The sequence below is a fragment of the Cellulomonas hominis genome (assembly GCF_005239125.1).
Lineage (GTDB): Bacteria > Actinomycetota > Actinomycetes > Actinomycetales > Cellulomonadaceae > Cellulomonas > Cellulomonas hominis_A.
In genome coordinates this window covers 1-15091 of the sequence record NZ_SZYE01000093.1, presented here as the reverse complement: position 1 = coordinate 15091, position 15091 = coordinate 1, and the positions used below count along the sequence as shown (strand labels likewise).

Here is a 15091-nt window from a genome sequence, read left to right as displayed (position 1 = left end):
GGCGCGGCCGGACCCGGCTCGGGGACCGGGGCGGAGGTCGTGGGGGGCGGCACGTCGGCGGCCGCGGGGGTCGCGCGTGACGGCCGGGCGGGACGGGACGCGGGCTGGCGCGGCGGGGGTGTCGACGTCACGGGTCCGAACCTATCCACTGGTGCCGGGCCCAGCCATCCGTACGGCCCACCTGCTGGCCGGCGGGCACCGGATGGGACGGAGGTGCTGTTCGGGGGCCCCCGTCGTGCATAGGCTCGGGCAGGTGAGAGCCATCCGCCGATTCACCGTCCGCACCTCGCTGCCCGCCGAGCTCGCCGACCTCGACGAGCTGGCGCACAACCTCCGCTGGTCCTGGCACGCGCCGACCCGGGACCTGTTCGCCCGCATCGACCCCGCGCTCTGGGACGAGGTGCACGGCGACCCGGTCGCCCTGCTCGGCGCCCTGCGCCCCGAGCGGCTGGCCGAGCTGGCCGCCGACCCCGACGTGGTGGCCGCCGTGCGCGCCGCGACGGCCGACCTTCACGAGTACCTCGAGGCGCCGCGCTGGTACCAGCGCCGCCAGGCGTCCGACCCGTCGCTGCCCGCCGCGATCGGCTACTTCTCCCCGGAGTTCGGCATCACCGCGGTGCTGCCGCAGTACTCCGGCGGCCTCGGCATCCTGGCCGGCGACCACCTGAAGAGCGCGTCCGACCTGGGCGTGCCGGTGGTCGGCGTCGGCCTGCTGTACGGCGCCGGCTACTTCAAGCAGTCGCTCACCCGGGACGGCTGGCAGCAGGAGACCTACCCGCTGCTCGACCCCGACGGCATGCCGCTGACGCTGCTCCGCGAGCACGACGGCACCCCGTCCGTGGTGTCGATCGCGCTGCCCGGGGACCGCACGCTGCACGCGCACGTGTGGACGGCGACGGTCGGCCGGGTGCCGCTGCTGCTGCTCGACTCCGACGTGCCCGAGAACGACGAGGCCGCCCGCAAGGTCACGGACCGGCTGTACGGCGGCGGCGGCGAGCACCGCCTGCAGCAGGAGCTGCTGCTCGGCGTGGGCGGCGTGCGCGCGCTGCGCGTCTGGTCCCGGCTGACCGGCGCGCCGGAGCCGGAGGTCTACCACACGAACGAGGGCCACGCCGGGTTCCTCGGCGTCGAGCGGATCCGCGAGCTGGTCGCGGGGGCGGGGCTCGGCTTCGACGAGGCGCTGGAGGCGGTGCGCGCGGCGACGGTGTTCACGACCCACACGCCGGTGCCCGCCGGCATCGACCGGTTCGACGCCGCGCTGGTCCAGCAGTACTTCGGCGGGGCGAACGCCGCGGCGGGCGTCCCGGTCGAGCGCGTGCTCGCGCTCGGCGCCGAGGACTACCCGGGCGGCGACCCGACGATGTTCAACATGGCCGTCATGGGCCTGCGGCTGGGCGGACGCGCGAACGGCGTCTCGGTGCTGCACGGCGAGGTGTCCCGCGGCATGTTCAACGGCCTGTGGCCGGGCTTCGACGACGTCGAGGTCCCCATCACCTCGGTCACCAACGGCGTGCACGCGCCGACCTGGGTCGACCGCCGGATGTCGGACCTCGCGGCGGAGCGGCTGTCCGGGGAGGAGATCGCGGCGGGCGTCGGCTGGCTGCGCACGGACGCGATCACGGACGAGGAGCTCTGGGCGCTGCGCCGGACGCTGCGCGCGCAGCTCGTCGCGGACGCCCGGCGCCGGGTGCGGCACTCCTGGGCGCAGCGCGGGGCGAGCCCCGCCGAGCTCGGCTGGGTCGACGACGTGCTGTCGCCCGACGTGCTCACCATCGGGTTCGCGCGCCGGGTGCCGACCTACAAGCGGCTCACCCTGATGCTGCGCGACCCGGAGCGGCTGCGCGCCCTGCTCACCGACCCCGACCGCCCGGTGCAGCTGGTCATCGCCGGCAAGTCGCACCCCGCCGACGACCAGGGCAAGCGGCTCATCCAGCAGCTCGTCCGGTTCGCCGACGACGCCGGGGTGCGGCACCGCATCGTCTTCCTGCCGAACTACGACATCGCGATGGCCCAGACCCTCTACCCGGGCTGCGACGTGTGGCTGAACAACCCGCTGCGCCCGCTCGAGGCGTGCGGCACGTCCGGCATGAAGGCCGCGCTCAACGGCGGGCTCAACCTGTCCATCCTCGACGGGTGGTGGGACGAGTGGTTCGACGGGGAGAACGGCTGGGCGATCCCGACGGCCGACGGCGTCGAGGACCCCGACCGTCGCGACGACCTCGAGGCCGCCGCGCTGTACGAGCTGATCGAGCACCAGGTGGCGCCGCGGTTCTACGACCGCGACGAGCGCGGGCTGCCCGGCCGGTGGCTCGAGATGGTCCGGCACACGCTGGCCACGCTGGGCCCGAAGGTGCAGGCCACCCGGATGGTCGCCGACTACGTCGAGCGGCTGTACGTGCCCGCGGCCGTCGCGGGCCGGGCGCTCGCGGGCGACGCGGGCTTCGCCGGGGCGCGCGAGCTCGCGGCCTGGAAGGGGCGGGTGCGGACCGGCTGGCAGCACGTGCGCGTCGACCACGTCGAGTCCGGCGGCGTCGGCGAGGTGCCGCAGGTCGGCGACACGCTGCACGTCCGCGCGTACGTGGCGCTGGGTGACCTGTCGCCCGAGGACGTCGAGGTGCAGGTCGTGCACGGCAAGGTCTCCGAGTCCGACGAGCTGCACGGCTTCGCGGTCGACCGGCTGGCGCTCGCGGACACCTACGAGGGCGGCCGGTACGGGTTCGCCGGCGACGTGGTGCTCGCGGCGTCCGGGCCGTTCGGGTACAGCGTCCGGGTCGTGCCGCGGCACGACGGCCTGGCGTCGGTCGCCGAGGTCGGCCTGGTGGCGAACGCGGGCTGAACCGGGTGGTCCCCCTCCCGCGCTCCGCCGCGGGGCCGCGGGAGGGGGACCGCGCGGGCGCCGCGGGTCACGCCACGTAGACGCGCAGGCTCAGGGGCTCCAGGGCGGCGCGGGTGCCCGCCTCCTGGTGGTGGCTGCCGGTCAGCGCGGCCGCGTCCCCCTCGGCGGGGTGCTCCCACGTGGAGTCCCACGCGAGCCGCCAGGTGGCCGGCTCGGCCGCGGTCACGCCGTCGCCGGCCGTCGCGTCGCCGCCGGCCCAGCCCCCGGCGGTCCAGCCGTCGCCCGCGCCGCCGTCGGCACCCCCGCCCGCCCCGCCGTGCTCCACGCCGCCGGGTGCCGGGTCCGCGAGCACGACGTCGACCGGGTTCAGCGACCCGTTGATCACCAGCAGCACCGCGTCGTCGCCCGCGACCCGGAGCATCTGCAGGGTGCGCAGGTCGGCGTCGTGCCACCGCTCGTGGGTGAACAGCGCCCCCGCGGGGTCGAACCAGGCGAGGTCCGGCCGCCCGTCCCGCCCGGCCCGCCCGGTGAAGAACCGCGCGCTCCGCAGCGCCGGGTGCGCCCGGCGCAGGGCGGTCAGGTGCCGCGCCGTCGCGAGCAGGTCCCGCCGCCACGGCGCGAGGTCCCACGCGACCCAGGACAGCGGGGAGTCCTGGCAGTAGGCGTTGTTGTTGCCGTGCTGGGTGCGCCCGAGCTCGTCGCCGGCGGTGATCATCGGCGTCCCCGCGGCGAGCAGCAGCGTGGCGAGCACGTTCCGGATCGACCGGCGGCGCAGCGGCACGATGTCCGCGGCCACGGAGTCGGCGGCGACGTGGCCCTCGACGCCGTGGTTCCAGGACCGGTTGTCGTCGGTGCCGTCGCGGTTCTGCTCGCCGTTGGCCTCGTTGTGCTTGTGCTCGTACGCCACGAGGTCGGCCAGCGTGAACCCGTCGTGGGCGGTGACGTAGTTGACCGACGCGCGCGGCCCGCGCGCGAGCGGCGGGTCGGAGCGGCCGAACAGGTCGACGGAGCCCGCCAGCCGGGTCGCGAGGTCCCGGACCCGGTGCTCGGGCAGGCCGTGCGCGGCCCGCGCGGGGTCGGCGAGCCAGAACGACCGCACGGAGTTCCGGAACCGGTCGTTCCACTCGGCGAACGGCATCGGGAACTGCCCGGTGCGCCACCCGCCGGGCCCGACGTCCCAGGGCTCCGCGATCAGCTTGAGGCCGTGCAGGGCGGGGTCGGTGGCGGCCGCGACCAGGAACGGGTGGTCCGGGTCGAAGCCGGTGTGGCCGCGTCCGAGCGTGACGGCCAGGTCGAACCGGAAGCCGTCGACGCCCACCTCCTCGGCCCAGTAGCGCAGCGAGTCGAGCGCGAGCCGGACCACCTCGGTCCGGCGGAAGTCGAGCGTGTTGCCGGTGCCGGTGACGTCCGCCAGCGCCGCGGGGTGGGCGCCGTCGTGCCGGTAGTAGACGGCGGAGTCCAGGCCGCGCCACGACAGGTGCTGGCCGGGCAGCCCGCCCTCGCAGGTGTGGTTGTAGACGACGTCGAGCAGGACCTCGATGCCGGCCGCGTGCAGGGCGTGCACCGCGGTGCGGAGCTCCTCCAGCACGGCGGCGGGGCCGGCGGCGCGCGCGGCGGCCGTGGCGTAGGGCGCGTGCGGGGCGAAGAACCCGAGGGTGCTGTAGCCCCAGTAGTTCGTCAGGCCGCGCTGCACCAGGTGGGGCTCGGAGGAGAACGCGTGCACCGGCAGCAGCTCCAGCGCGGTGACCCCGAGCGCCCGCAGGTGCTCCACGACGACCGGGTGCCCGAGCGCCGCGTAGGTGCCCCGCAGGTGCGGCGGCAGGTCGGGGTGCCGGACCGTGAGGCCCTTGACGTGCGCCTCGTAGACGACGGTGTCCGCCCACGGCGTGGACGGGCGGTTGGCGGCGGGGTCGACGGCGTCGCCGGCGCCGCGCCGCCCGGGCCGGCGGTCGAGGACGACGCCGTGCGGCACGTGCGCGACCGAGTCGCGGGGGTCGGCCGCGCCCGCCGGGTCGCCGCGCAGGGCGTCGTCGACGACGTGCCCGTAGGTGGCGGGTCCGTGGTCCACCTCGCCGACCAGGCCGCGGGCGTACGGGTCGACCAGCAGCTTCGCCGGGTTGTACCGCAGGCCGGCGCCCGGGTCCCACTGTCCGTGCGCGCGCAGGCCGTACCGCTGGCCGGGCCGGACGCCCGGGACGCGGGCGGAGAACACGCCGAGGTCCGGGCCGTCCAGCCGGACGCGGCGCTCCGCCCAGCCGGTGGGGGCGGCGGGGTCGGGGTCGAGCAGGCACAGGTCGACCGCCTCGGCGTGCGGGGCGAGCACGCCGACCTCGACGCCGTCGTCGGTCGCGTGCACCCCGAGGCGGGGCGGCGGTCCGGGGTGCGGGGCGGCGGCGGTCACGCGCCCATTGTGGCCCGGCGCGGGGGCGGCGCGGGCTCCCCACCAGGGCGTCCGGCCGCGCACCGGGTCCGGGAGGTCCGCGGGACCCGGTCCCGTGCACCGCGTCCCCCCGGGCGGGTAACGTCTCCGAGGTGAGAATCGTGGTGTGCGTGAAGCACGTGCCCGACATCCAGTCCGAGCGGTCGCTGGGGCCCGACGGGCGCCTGGTGCGCGACGGCGGTGACGGCACCATCAACGAGCTGGACGAGAACGCCGTCGAGGCCGCGGTCGTCCTGGCCGAGCAGGCCCGGGACGCCGGCGAGGACGCCGAGGTCGTCGTGGTGACCGTCGGCCCCGACGACGCCGAGGACGCGGTCCGCCGCGGCCTGCAGCTCGGCGCCGACGCCGCCGTGCACGTGCTGGACGACGCGGTCGCCGGGTCCGACGTGTTCGGCACCGCGACGGTGCTGGCCGCGGTGCTGCGCCGGCTGGGCGAGCAGGCGCCGGTCGACCTGGTGGTCACCGGTATGGCCGGGCTCGACGGGCTCACCTCGCTGCTGCCCGCGGCGCTCGCCGCGACCCTCGACCTGCCGCAGCTCACGCTGGCCGCGGAGGTCACCCTCGCCGACGGCGCCGTGACGGTCCGCCGCGACCTCGACCACGCCGTCGAGGAGCTCACGGCCCCGCTGCCCGCGCTGGTGTCGGTCACCGACCGCGCCTACGAGCCGCGGTACCCGAACTTCCAGGGGATCATGGCCGCCCGCAAGAAGCCGGTCGAGACCCTGACCCTGGCGGACCTGGGGGTCGACCCGGCGACGGTCGGCACGGCCGGCGCCCGCACCGAGGTGCTCGAGGCCGCGCCCCGGCCCCCGCGCACCGACCGGGTGCTGGTCACCGACGACGGCCAGGCGGGCGCGCGGCTCGCCGCGTGGCTGCTGGAGCGCGACCTGGTCCGCACCACCCCCGCGACCGGAGAGGTCCTGTGATGGCGACCGTCCTCGTCCTGCTGGACCACGCCGAGACCGGCGCCCTGCGCGGCAGCGTGCTGGAGCTGGCCACCGCGGCGCGTGACCTGGCCGACGGCGGCGAGGTGCACGGCCTGTGGGTCGGCGACGAGCCGGTCGACCCGGCGCTGCCCGTCCTGGGCCGGCACGGGGTCGCCGTCGTGCACCAGGTGTCCACCGGGGCCGTCGACCCGCACCTCACGCCCGTGCTGGCCGAGGCGCTCGCCGACGCGGTGCGGGACACCGGGGCGACGGTGCTGCTCGCGCTGTCGACCTTCGAGAACAAGGAGGCCGCGGCGCGGCTGGCCGTCGCGACCGGCGCGGGGGTCGTCACCGACGCCGCCGCGGTCGAGCGGGACGCCGAGGGCCGGGTCGTCGCGGCCAAGACGGTGCTCGCCGGCACCTGGACCACGCGGTGCGCGGTGCGGACCGACCTCGCCGTCGTGCTGCTGAAGGCCGGCGCCGTGGTGTCCCGGCACGTCGAGGAGCCCGCGCCGCTCGTGCCCGAGGTGCGCACCCGCGCGCTCGCCGTGTCGGAGCGGGCCACCCGCGCCGCGCTCGTGCGGCGCACCGCCGCCGCCCCGTCGGACCGGCCGGACCTGTCGTCGGCGGACGTCGTGGTCGTGGGCGGGCGCGGGACGGAGGGCGACTTCGGGCCGATCGAGGCGCTCGCGGACGAGGTCGGCGGCGCCGTCGGGTCGACCCGCGTGGCGACCGACGAGGGCTGGATCGGCCACGAGACGCAGATCGGCCAGACCGGGGTGACCGTGTCGCCGCGGCTGTACATCGGCGCGGGCGTGTCCGGGGCGGTGCACCACCGCGGCGGCATGCAGGCGTCCGGGACCATCGTGGCGGTCAACCCCGACCCGGAGGCGCCGATCTTCGAGATCGCCGACTACGGCATCGTCGGGGACCTGTTCACCGTGCTGCCGCAGGTCACGGAGGAGCTCCGCCGGCTGCGGCAGGGCTGAGGCCACGCCCGGGTGGCACCCCGCCCGGGCGCCGTCGCCCGGGCCGGGGCGCCCGGCTCAGGCCAGGGCGCGCAGCCACTCGACGGCGTGCCGCCCCTGCGCGCCCTGGAACCGGCGCAGGTTCGGGATGCCGACCGGCGCCGGCTGCAGCGCGCCGTGCACGAAGTAGCCGGCCAGGCCCGCCACCGCGGCGCGCAGCCGCTCCGGCTCCACGCCCTTCGACGCCGGGCGGTCCCAGAACAGGTCCTGCGGCTCGCCGCCGCCCTGCATCGCGACGCTGGGCAGCATGAACGCCAGGTCGAGCCACGGGGCGCCGACGCTGGCGTGCGGCCAGTCGATCAGCGCGACCCGGCCGCCCTCGTGGTCGTGGTCCACCATCACGTTGTCGGCGCGCAGGTCGCCGTGGACCAGCGCCGTCCCGGCGCACGCGTCCAGCGCGTCGTCCTCCCACGCGACCAGGGCGTCCAGGTGGGCGAGGACCCACGCCCCCGCCTCGCCCGTGCGCACCGCCAGCGCGTCGAGCTCGGCGCCGGGCCGGCCCGCGATGGTCCGCCAGCCCGTGAAGTCGCCGGCCAGCATCTCCGCGCTCGGGCGCAGCTCGTGGCCCGGCAGCGGCTCCGCCTCGGCCAGGGTGTCCAGCGCGGTCAGCACGAGGCCGAGCTCGTCCGCGCGCCACGGCAGCAGCGGCGGCCGGCCCTGCGCCACCTCGAACCCCAGCAGCACCCAGTCGCCGTCGTCGTCGGACCACAGCAGCGCGGGGGCGGGCACCTGCGGCGGCAGCGCCGCGGCGGCGCGGACCTCCGCGCGGGCGAGCTCCGGGGACTCCGGGTTCTGCTCCGGGGACACGGCCTTGACGAACACGCCCCGGCCGTCGGCCAGCTCGAGCACCGCGGCGAACCCGGGGCTGAACCCGGTGGTCGCGCTCGTCTCGGCCGAGACCTGGGCACCCGCGAGCTCCGCGATCCGGGTGCGCACGGACCGCGGCAGGTCCCGCCAGTCGAGCCGTTGCCCGCTGAAGGCCAGCGGAGGCGTCATCGCGTCGTCGGCACTCACGCGCCACATCCTGACAGAACCCTTCGTAGACTCGTGCGGGTGAGCGCGTATCTGGACCACGCGGCCACGACGCCCGTGCTCCCGGAGGCGGCCGCCGTCCTGGTCGAGCACCTGTCCCGCACCGGCAACCCCTCGTCCCTGCACACCGCGGGCCGTGCGGCGCGTCGCGCCGTCGAGGAGGCGCGCGAGACGCTCGCCGCCGCGCTCGGCGCGCGCCCCAGCGAGGTGCTGCTGACCGGTGGCGGCACCGAGGCCGACAACCTCGCGGTGAAGGGCCTGTTCTGGGCGCGCGCCGCGCAGGACCCGGCCCGGCGGCGCGTCCTGGTCTCCGCCGTGGAGCACCACGCGGTGCTGGACCCGGCGTTCTGGCTGGCCGAGCACGCGGGGGCGGAGATCGTGCTGCTGCCCGTCGACGGCGAGGGGCGGCTGCGCCTGGACGCGCTGCGCGAGGAGCTCGCCGCGCACGCCGCCGAGACCGCGCTGGTGTCGGTGATGTGGGCGAACAACGAGGTCGGCACGCTGCAGCCGGTGGCCGAGGTGGTGGCGCTCGCGCACGCGCACGGCGTGCCGGTGCACGCGGACGCGGTGCAGGCGGTGGGGCAGGTCCCCGTCGACTTCGGCGCGTCCGGGCTGGACGCGATGACCGTGACGGGCCACAAGCTCGGCGGCCCGGTCGGCGTCGGCGCGCTGCTCGCCCGGCGCGAGCTCGCCCTGGTGCCGGTGCTGCACGGCGGCGGGCAGGAGCGGGGCGTGCGCTCGGGGTCGCTCGACGTGCCGGCGATCGCGGCGTTCGCGGTCGCGGTCGACGCGGCCGTGCGCGGGCGGGAGGCGACGGCCGCACGCCTCGCCGGTCTGCGGGACGCGCTCGTCGCGGGCGTCCGCGCGGCGGTCCCGGACGCGGTGCTGCGCGGGCCCGCCGACGCCGCCGGCCGGCTGCCGGCCAACGCGCACTTCACCTTCCCCGGCTGCGAGGGCGACTCGCTGCTCTACCTGCTCGACTCGGCCGGCGTCGAGGCGTCGACCGGGTCGGCCTGCCAGGCGGGCGTGCCGCAGCCGAGCCACGTGCTGCTCGCGATGGGGCTGGACGAGGCGGACGCGCGCGGCGCGCTGCGGTTCTCGCTCGGCTGGCCGTCGACGGGCGACGACGTCGCGGCGCTGCTCGCGGCGCTGCCCGGTGCGGTGGACCGGGCGCGCGCGGCGGGGCTCGCGGGCGGCTCGCGCGGCGCGGGGTCGCGGACGGCGGACGCCACCGGGACCCGGTCGACGGCGGGGGTCGTCTGATGCGCGTGCTCGCGGCGCTCTCCGGGGGCGTCGACTCCGCCGTCGCGGCCGCCCGCGCGGTCGACGCCGGGCACGACGTCGTCGGCGTCCACATGGCTCTGTCCCGGAGCCGCGCGCAGCTGCGCACCGGCTCCCGCGGCTGCTGCTCGATCGAGGACGCCGGCGACGCCCGGCGGGCCGCCGACGTGCTGGGCATCCCGTACTACGTCTGGGACCTGTCCGAGCGGTTCGAGGACACCGTGGTCGCCGACTTCCTCGCGGAGTACGAGGCCGGGCGGACGCCGAACCCGTGCGTGCGGTGCAACGAGCACATCAAGTTCGACGCGCTGCTGGACAAGGCGCTGGCGCTCGGCTTCGACGCCGTCGCGACCGGGCACTACGCCTCCGCGACCACCGGCCCCGACGGCGCCCCGGTGCTGCGCCGCGCCGCCGACCGCGCCAAGGACCAGTCCTACGTGCTCGCCGTGATGGGGCCCGAGCGGCTCGCGCGGGCGATCTTCCCGCTCGGCGACGTCGCGTCGAAGGACGAGGTGCGCGCGGAGGCGGCGGCCCGCGGGCTGAGCGTCTCGGCCAAGCCCGACTCCTACGACATCTGCTTCGTCGCCGACGGCGACACCCGCGGCTTCCTGCGGGACCGGCTCGGTTCCCGGCCCGGCGAGGTCGTCGACGCCGACGGCACGGTGCTCGGCACGCACGACGGCGCCTACGGGTACACGATCGGGCAGCGCAAGGGGCTGCAGCTCGGGCGCCCGGCCGCCGACGGCAGGCCCCGGTACGTGCTGGCGATCGAACCCGTGAGCAACCGCGTCGTCGTCGGCGGCGCCGAGGCGCTCGCGGTCGACGCGATCGAGGCCCGGGACGCGGTGTGGTTCGGCGCCGCCCCGCGGGACTGGACCGCGTGCCTGCTCCAGGTCCGCGCGCACGGCGCCGCGGTGCCGGTGCGCGCGCGGGCGACCGCCGCCGGCGGGATCGAGGTGCGGGTCGACGGGCCGCTGCGCGGCGTCGCGGCGGGGCAGTCGGCGGTGCTGTACGGCGGGACGGACGAGGACGTGGTGCTGGGGCAGGGGACCGTGGAGCGGACGACGCGCGCGGGCGCCGGTGGCGCGACGGGTGCCGGTGCCGCGGCGGCCGGGGCCGGCGCCGGGCGAGCGGGGGCGACCGCGTGACCGCCGTCGGGGGCACCGGGGCCTGGTCGGGCGCGGAGCCGCTGGAGGCCCAGACGACCGTCCTCGGCGACGTCGCGGCGGCGCCCGCCGGCGTCGACGGCCTGCCGTGGACCGTCCGCCTGCCCGAGCGCGGGGCGTTCGGCAGCCTCGTCGCCCAGGCGCTCGGCCTGCTGGTGGAGATGCCCGCCGAGCTCGGCCCGCACGGCTGGCGGCTCGCCGACCGCCCCGGTGGCGACGCGACCCGGCTGGCCGCGCTGCGCCGGGAGGACCTGGACGCGCTCGCCGTCGCCGCGCACGGCTGGGACGGGCCGCTCGTCGTCCCGGTCGCCGGCCCGCTGACCCTCGCCGCCGGCGTGTACCTCGCCCGCGGTGACCGCGCCGTCGCCGACCCCGGGGCCGTGGCCGAGGTCGCCGCGTCCCTGGCCGCGGGCGTCGCGGAGCACCTGGGGGCGATCGTCCGGGCCGTCCCCGGCGCGCGGCCGACCGTGCTGCTGCACGAACCGCTGCTCGCGCAGGTGGTCGCCGGTGTGCTGCCGTCGTTCTCCGGGTACGGGCGGCTGCGCGCGGTCCCCGCGCCGGTCGTCTCGGAGCGGCTCGGGACGGTCGTCGCCGGTCCGCGCGGCGTCGCCCCGGCGGCCGTAGAACCGGGCGACCGCCTCGGCCGTCGCCTCGACCCCGATCGTCGCCAGGCACTGCGCGGCCATGCCGCGCACGGGCGCGCCACCGACGATCGGCGAGACGCCGACCACCGGGGCCGCCGTCGTCGCCAGCCCCGCGCGGACGCCCGGCACGGCGAGGATCGTGGACACGGACACGACGGGGTTCGACGGCGGGACGACCACGACGTCGGCCGACGCGATCGCGTCCAGCACGCCGGGCGCCGCCTGCGCGGAGTCGAGCCCGACCTGGACGAACCGCAGCGCCGGGAGGGCGGCGCGGTGCCGGACCCACCACTCCTCGAAGTGGATCGTGCGCTCGGGGCCGGGGCCCTCCGGGTCCGCCACGACGACGTGCGTCTCGACCGGTTCGTCGGCCATCGGCAGCAGCCGGACGCCCTGCTCGGCGAGCCCCCACCGGCGGCTCAGCAGGTCGGTCGCCTCGGACAGCGTCCGCCCCTCGCGGAGCCACTGGGTGCGGGCGAGGTGCGTCGCGAGGTCGAGGTCGCCGAGCGTGAACCAGTCCCAGCCGACGCCGTACGCGGCGAGGTCCGTGCTGACCCGGCTGGACTCCTCGCGCCGGCCCCAGCCCTGCTCCTCGTGCACGGCGCCGCCGAGGGTGTACATCAGGGTGTCGAGGTCGGGGCAGACGCGGACGCCGTGCAGCCACATGTCGTCGCCGGTGTTGGCGATCACGGTGACCTCGGCGGTCGTGCCGCCCCTGCCGTCGGGCAGCCGGTCGCGCAGCAGGGCGAGCAGGCCCCGGGTGAACCGGGCGCCGCCGACGCCGCCGGACAGGACGGTGATCCTCATCGTGCTCCTTCGGGGACCGGCGAGGGCCGGGTGCGGGGGCCGGCGTCGGCCGCGGACCCGTCGGCGGGTGCCGGCACCGGGTCGCCGAACGCGATCACCGGCCGCCCCGTCCGCGGGTGGGTCAGGACGACGCACTCGACGCCGTACACCGCGCGCACGAGGTCGGCGGTGAGCACCTCGCGCGGGTCGCCGGCCGCGACCAGCCGCCCGTCCGCCAGCACGAGCACGTGCGCGCAGTAGGCGGCGGCGAGGTTGAGGTCGTGCAGCGCGGCGACGGTCGTGCGGCCGAGGTCCCGGACGAACGCCAGCAGCGACAGCTGGGCGCTGACGTCGAGGTGGTTCGTGGGCTCGTCGAGCAGCAGCAGGTCGGGCTCCTGGGCGAGGGCCCGGGCGATGTGGACCCGCTGCCGCTCGCCCCCGGACAGCGCCGACCAGGCCCGGTCGGCCAGGTGCGCGGCGTCGGCGGCGGCCAGGGCGCGGTCGACGGCGGCCTCGTCGGCGTCGGTGCCCCACAGCGTGCGGTACGGGATGCGGCCGAGCGCGACGACCTCGCGGACGGTGAGCGGGACGGTCGACGACGACTCCTGCTCCAGCAGGGCGACCCGGCGGGCGCGCTCCCGGCGGGGCACGGTGTGCACGGGCACGCCGTCGAGCAGCACGGCGCCCGCCTCGGGGTCGAGCAGCCCGGCGATCAGCCGCAGCAGGGTGGTCTTGCCGGCGCCGTTGGGGCCGAGCAGGCCGGTCAGCGCGCCGGCGGGCGGGGTCGCGTCCACGCCGTCGACGACCCACCGGCCGCCCAGCCGGGTGCCGACCCCCGCGATGCTCAGGTCCACGCCGACCCCCGCCCGCGCCGCAGCAGCACGGCGAACACCGGGACGCCGATCAGCGCCGTGACGATGCCGACCGGCAGCTCCCGCGGGTCGAACAGCGTGCGGGCGCCGGTGTCGGCCCAGACCAGGAAGATCGCCCCGACCACGGCGGCGACCGGCAGCAGCCGGCGGTGCGCGGGTCCGGTGAGCGCGGACACCGCGTGGGGCAGCACGAGCCCGACGAACCCGATCGAGCCGCTCACCGCGACCATCGCGCCGGTCAGCAGGGCGACGAGGGTCATCAGCACCCAGCGGGTCCGGTCGACGGGGATGCCGAGCGCCGCCGCGGCGGTGTCGCCGAACGCGAACGCGTCGAGGCGCACCGCGGAGGCGACCAGCACGGTGCCGACCACGACCAGCGCGCCGGCGGCGATCGCCACGCTCTGCCAGGTCGACCCGGCCAGCGACCCGAGCAGCCAGTTGAGGATCTCCCGGTACGAGTCACCGGTGGCCGACCAGAAGATGACGAACGACGTCCCCGCTGCCGCGAGCTGCGACACCGCGAGCCCGGCCAGCACCGCCCGCCCGGGCGTGAGGACGCCACCGACCCGCGCCAGGCTCAACGTCGCGACCAGCGCCGCCAGGGCACCGGCGAACGCGGCGACCGGCAGCAGCAGGCCCACCCCCACCACGAGCACGGCCACGGCACCGAGCGACGCGCCCGACGACAGCCCCAGCAGGTACGGGTCGGCGAGCGGGTTGCGGGTCAGGCTCTGCATCACCGCCCCCGCCAGCGCCAGGCCCGCGCCGACCGCCGCGCCGGTGAGCACCCGCGGCAGGCGCAGCTCCCAGACGATCGCGTCGGTCAGCACCGGCACCCCGCCGTCCGCGCCCGCCGCCGGGCCGAGCCCGAGGTGCCCGGCGATGCTCCGCGCCACGTCGGCGACCGCGATGTCCGCGGGCCCGATCGTCACGCAGACGAGGACCGTCGCCACGAGCAGCGCGAGGCCCACGAGCAGTGTCGGCAGCAGCGGCGGGCGCCAGGGGGGCCGGTTCGCAGGGGTGGCGGCGCCGGGCGGACGGTCCGACCCGGCACGCCGACGGCGTGTCCGGCCGAACCGGCCACTCGGGGGCGCGGTGGTGGTCATGGGCGCGGTCAGCCCTCCAGGTCCGCGAGCTGCTCGGACAGGCTGACCACGGCGTCCGCGTTCCGCACGCCCGCCTCGGCCGCGGGGAACGGCACCGTCAGGTACCGGTGCTCCTTGACGGCGGTCAGCTGGCTGGTGGCCGGGTTGCCCTCGAGCATCGCGATCTTGCTCTCGGCGGTGTTCCAGGTGGCGTCGACCAGCACGATGACGTCCGGGTCCGCGGCGACGACCTGCTCCCAGCCCGCCGACGTCCAGGTGTCGTGCACGTCCGCGAAGATGTTGGTCAGCCCGGCGGCGTCCATCATCATCTGCGGCGCGCCGATGCCCGCGCCGACGTACGGGGTGTCCGTGCCCGAGGAGTACCAGAGCGCGGTGGTCTCCTCGGCCGGCGGCTGCACGGCGTCGAGCTCGGCCTGCTGGTCGGCGATCAGCTGCTCCGCGCGGTCCTCGACGGCGAACACCGACGCGACCTCGCGGATCTCGTCGAACAGGCCGTCGAAGGTCAGCGGGTCCGGCATGTACCCGTCCTCCTTGCACGCGGCGGGGGAGACGTAGGTGCCGATGCCCAGGCCCTGCAGCGCGGAGCGCTCGCCGGCGCCGTCGTCCGAGAAGTTCGACTCCCAGCCGGCGTAGACGAAGTCGGGCTGCACCTCGAGCAGCGCCTCCTGGCCCGGGACCTTGTCGGACAGCACGGGGACCGCGTCGTAGGCGGCGGCGTACTCGTCCGGCACGGGGCCGTCGGCGAACGCCGTGCCGACCAGGCGGTCCTCGAGCCCGAGCGCGAGCAGCATCTCGATCGACGTGGACTTGATCGCGACGACGCGCTCCGGCGGGCTGTCGACGGTGACCTCGGTGCCGCAGTTGTCGAGGGTGACCGGCGTGAACGCACCCGCCGACGCCGTGGAGGCGGCGGAGGCGGTGCCGTCGGCGGCCGGATCGCCCGCGGAGCCGCCGGCGCACGCCGCGAGGGCGGC

At 77.2% G+C, this 15091-nt stretch carries 10 protein-coding genes and 1 pseudogene; 5 read left to right on the top strand and 6 right to left on the bottom strand.

The window, feature by feature from the left end; translation table 11 throughout:
* Positions 1-253 precede the first annotated feature (253 nt).
* Positions 254-2836: an alpha-glucan family phosphorylase gene (gene glgP, locus FA014_RS12020; RefSeq protein ID WP_154729914.1), complete on the top strand. Its 2583-nt coding sequence runs from the start codon at positions 254-256 to the stop codon at positions 2834-2836.
* 67 nt (positions 2837-2903) lie between these two features.
* Here glgP and glgX read toward each other — a convergent pair whose 3' ends face one another.
* Entirely contained in the window at positions 2904-5237 is a 2334-nt protein-coding gene (glgX, locus tag FA014_RS12015) for a glycogen debranching protein GlgX (protein WP_154729913.1), read from the bottom strand.
* 131 nt (positions 5238-5368) lie between these two features.
* Here glgX and FA014_RS12010 point away from each other — a divergent pair, with 131 nt between their 5' ends.
* Complete coding sequence (locus FA014_RS12010; RefSeq protein ID WP_154729912.1) at positions 5369-6202, top strand: electron transfer flavoprotein subunit beta/FixA family protein; 834 nt, start codon at positions 5369-5371, stop codon at positions 6200-6202.
* Positions 6202-7191, top strand: coding sequence for an electron transfer flavoprotein subunit alpha/FixB family protein (locus tag FA014_RS12005; protein WP_154729911.1), 990 nt, complete (start codon positions 6202-6204; stop codon positions 7189-7191). The genes FA014_RS12010 and FA014_RS12005 overlap by 1 nt, the downstream gene beginning before the upstream one ends.
* A 57-nt stretch (positions 7192-7248) precedes the next feature.
* Here the strand turns inward: FA014_RS12005 and FA014_RS12000 are convergent, their stop codons facing one another.
* Positions 7249-8253, bottom strand: coding sequence for a phosphotransferase family protein (locus FA014_RS12000; RefSeq protein WP_230323102.1), 1005 nt, complete (start codon positions 8251-8253; stop codon positions 7249-7251).
* Positions 8254-8283: 30 nt separating this feature from the next.
* On the opposite strand from FA014_RS12000, the gene FA014_RS11995 reads away from it, so the two are divergent.
* Positions 8284-9525, top strand: a complete 1242-nt coding sequence (locus tag FA014_RS11995; RefSeq protein WP_154729909.1) for a cysteine desulfurase family protein — start codon at positions 8284-8286, stop codon at positions 9523-9525.
* The gene (mnmA, locus tag FA014_RS11990) at positions 9525-10691 is read left to right on the top strand and encodes a tRNA 2-thiouridine(34) synthase MnmA (protein WP_154729908.1); all 1167 of its coding nucleotides are present in this window, start codon (positions 9525-9527) and stop codon (positions 10689-10691) included. Before FA014_RS11995 ends, mnmA begins: the two co-directional genes overlap by 1 nt.
* Before the next feature lie 629 nt (positions 10692-11320).
* Here mnmA and cofD read toward each other — a convergent pair.
* The 4 genes and pseudogenes from cofD to FA014_RS11970 form a co-directional block, all read right to left on the bottom strand.
* Positions 11321-12160: pseudogene (cofD, locus tag FA014_RS11985) on the bottom strand (2-phospho-L-lactate transferase); the annotation flags it as partial.
* Positions 12157-12993, bottom strand: a complete 837-nt coding sequence (locus tag FA014_RS11980) for a putative F420-0 ABC transporter ATP-binding protein (protein WP_154729907.1) — start codon at positions 12991-12993, stop codon at positions 12157-12159. The pseudogene cofD and the gene FA014_RS11980, both read right to left, overlap by 4 nt.
* Positions 12984-14117 (bottom strand): putative F420-0 ABC transporter permease subunit, encoded by a 1134-nt coding sequence (locus tag FA014_RS11975; protein WP_154729906.1) that lies wholly within the window; start codon positions 14115-14117, stop codon positions 12984-12986. The genes FA014_RS11980 and FA014_RS11975 overlap by 10 nt, the downstream gene beginning before the upstream one ends.
* A gap of 8 nt (positions 14118-14125) precedes the next feature.
* Positions 14126-15091: putative F420-0 ABC transporter substrate-binding protein (locus FA014_RS11970; protein WP_154729905.1), on the bottom strand; the 966-nt coding region annotated here is incomplete at its 5' end.